The 2,607-nt window shown below is 64.5% G+C and carries 2 protein-coding genes; both read right to left on the reverse strand.

All coding sequences use genetic code 11. From position 1 onward, the window contains the following. Positions 1–291: 291 nt before the first annotated feature. Positions 292–1,344: a glycosyltransferase gene (locus DTS01S_RS29130; RefSeq protein ID WP_236884603.1), complete on the reverse strand. Its 1,053-nt coding sequence runs from the start codon at positions 1,342–1,344 to the stop codon at positions 292–294. Between the two features lie 76 nt (positions 1,345–1,420). Next, positions 1,421–1,765 (reverse strand): hypothetical protein, encoded by a 345-nt coding sequence (locus DTS01S_RS31105; RefSeq protein ID WP_217649274.1) that lies wholly within the window; start codon positions 1,763–1,765, stop codon positions 1,421–1,423. Between the last annotated feature and the right edge of the window lie 842 nt (positions 1,766–2,607).

Consider the following 2,607-nt stretch of genomic DNA (forward strand, 5'->3'; position numbering starts at 1 on the left):
AAAGCTACGCTTACCCAGTCCTACCATTTGATGATCTCCGCGACGGGGCGTTATGCCCCTAAGTTTTCAAGCGGGCACGCAACCTCCTTGGTGCAGGCCCCACCGCAGGATCATCAGATACAAAATAGCATTTAGTTAACAAAAATTAACAATTGATAGCTTCATTTCATTTATAGAAAACTATCAACTATTAGCACACTATCCAACTGAGGCGCGTCTGGTGCCAAGAATGAAAAAGCCCTGGCCGGTCTAACACAGGGATTCAGAAAAGTCAGTGTTCTTTCCCGTCTTCTACAGGCCGTAGAACGGGCGGTTGGCTTCGATGCGTGCCTGCTCGCTGGCAGGGTAGCGGCGCTCAGCCAGCAACTGCTGCAGCGCGGCACGGCCCAGGTCGCGCAGCGGGGTGTAGAAGGCGCTGACGGCCAGCTCGTCCAGTGCGCGCCAGGCATAGACCTGGGCGTCGATGAACAGGATGTCCTCCGCTGGGCGCGGCAGCGCGGCGGCCTGGCGCGCATAGAGGCAGGCCAGGGCGAACTCGGACCGCTCGCGGTGGTAGCGCGCCAGCTCGCACAGGGGCTCGGCCCGCTGCGGGCGCGCGGCATAGGCGGTGAGATAGGCCTCGCGCACGGCGGCCGGCTCGGCGCCCGAGCGCTCCAGCAGCACGCCGATCTGGAACAGCGCAAACCACTGCTCCTCGGCCCAGCCGCCCATGGCGGCGCGCTGCCGGTACCAGTGCAGGCTGGACTCGATCTGGCCCGCGTCGCGGTGGCTTTGCGCCAGATAGAACACGTTGCGGGTGTTGCCAGGCTCCTCGCGCACAGCCTTCTCGAGCACGGCGATGTCGCGTAGGTAGGTCTGCGGGTCCCTCGCCCGCGCGCCGTCGTGCGAGACATCGATGAACGGCCCCGCCAGCATCTGCCAGGGCTGGTGCGCCGGGGCGGTCAGGTACTCGTGCAGCACGCCTTCCCAGCGCCAGTCCACGCGCGTGGCGATCAGCGCATTGCGCTGGTATTCGGTGCCCGCCATGTGGCAGGACAGCATGCAGCCGTCCGCCTCCAGCGCCGGCCATGCAAAGCCTTCGGGCACGCGCAGCTGCTCGTCGGCATCGATGAACAGCAGGTAGTCGCCGTGCGGCCGCGCCAGCTCCAGCGCCTCGTTGCGGTTGTGGGCGAAGTCCACCCAGGGCCGCTCGTGCAGGCTGCCGGGTACGCCCTCCATGCAACGGCGCACCAGATCCTGCGTGCCATCGCTGGAGCCCGTGTCCACGATCACCCAATGGTCCACCCACGGCTTGACCGAGGCCAGGCAACGCGCGATCACCGGGGCCTCGTTCTTGACGATCATGTTCAGGCAGATGCGGGCGCGGAGACCTTGGTGCTGTAAAGGCGGGAGGCTAGGCATGCGTCGCGGCTGACGGCATTTATTGACAAGTCACGGTGATGGCCAGCCCGGTCGTTTTGGAGCTGAGACTTTCAACGCCGGCCAGCTCCACGGAGATGAGATCGCCAGCCACCAGGGGATCATTCCCCGTGGCACTGCACACAGGCGTGCTGGCGTTCAGCGTGCAACTGGCCAGCACGCTGGTCGCATTCTTGCGCAGGCTCACCTGCATGCTGGTCAGATTCTTGCTGTTGGTTTGTGCGGCCCAAATGGTACTCGTGGTGCAAGCAACAGGGACCAAGCGTAAGGTGTCTTGTTCAGATGCCAAGAGCGCGATGGTGTTCAGATAGGTGGGATAGGTGCTGTTGCTGTTGGTACTGCTCACGGCAAAGGTCTGGATGAACCCTCCGGAACCCGAGGGCCCTTGAGGACCTGTGGGGCCTGTGGGGCCTTGAAGTCCCGCACCTGTAGCACCCGTCACACCCTGGATGCCTTGGACTCCCTGAATGCCTTGCGGGCCCTGAGGCCCTGTGGGACCTGTGTCACCCTGGACCCCGGTCGCGCCCGTAGCCCCTGTCATGCCGGTCGGGCCCGTCGGGCCGGTTGCACCCGTGGCCCCTGTAGGTCCGGTGGGTCCAGTCGCGCCAGTGGCTCCCGTCGAACCCGTGGTGCCTGGGGTGCCCGCACCGGTGGCCCCAGTCGGACCAGTGACTCCCGTTGCGCCTGTCGGGCCAGCAACACCCGTGGCGCCGGTCACGCCTACAGGACCTGTTGCCCCCGTGGCGCCAGTCGCGCCAGTCGCGCCTGTGGCTCCCGTGGCCCCACCGCCCACGCCCGGCGCGCAATGCACCAATTGCCCCGTGGCGCCGTCAACGCACAGCAGCTGGTTGCCAGTAGCAGCATCGGCTGGCAGGGCCGGTACCAGCACTTGGCCGGTGTTCTGCACACGCAGGCGTTCTGCCCCCGCCGAATTCTTGATCACAAAATTTCCACCTGCCGGCATGGTGATGCTGACGTCTGCAGCTTGCGCTGCCGGAGCGAGGAAGCCAGCGCCCAGGCACAAAGCAAAAATCAGGCGAGAAGGTGTGGTGTTTTCTTTACGGGACATAGTTCAGCTGCCGGTGAGATAAGAGCACTTGAGCATCCTGCGCCAGACCTGCGAGCCCAGGATGCCGTGGGAAGGAATGAACAGTTCAGGATGTTGTGCGGCTACGGCGTTGGCGCCCC

Origin of the sequence: Delftia tsuruhatensis NBRC 16741, assembly GCF_001571325.1 — a bacterium.
Taxonomy (GTDB): domain Bacteria; phylum Pseudomonadota; class Gammaproteobacteria; order Burkholderiales; family Burkholderiaceae_C; genus Comamonas; species Comamonas tsuruhatensis.

What these genes read in the sequence shown, in the direction of transcription:
- DTS01S_RS29130 (WP_236884603.1), bottom strand. Translation starts at nt 1,344, where the DNA reads ATGATCGTCAAGAACGAGGCCCCGGTGATCGCGCGTTGCCTGGCCTCG.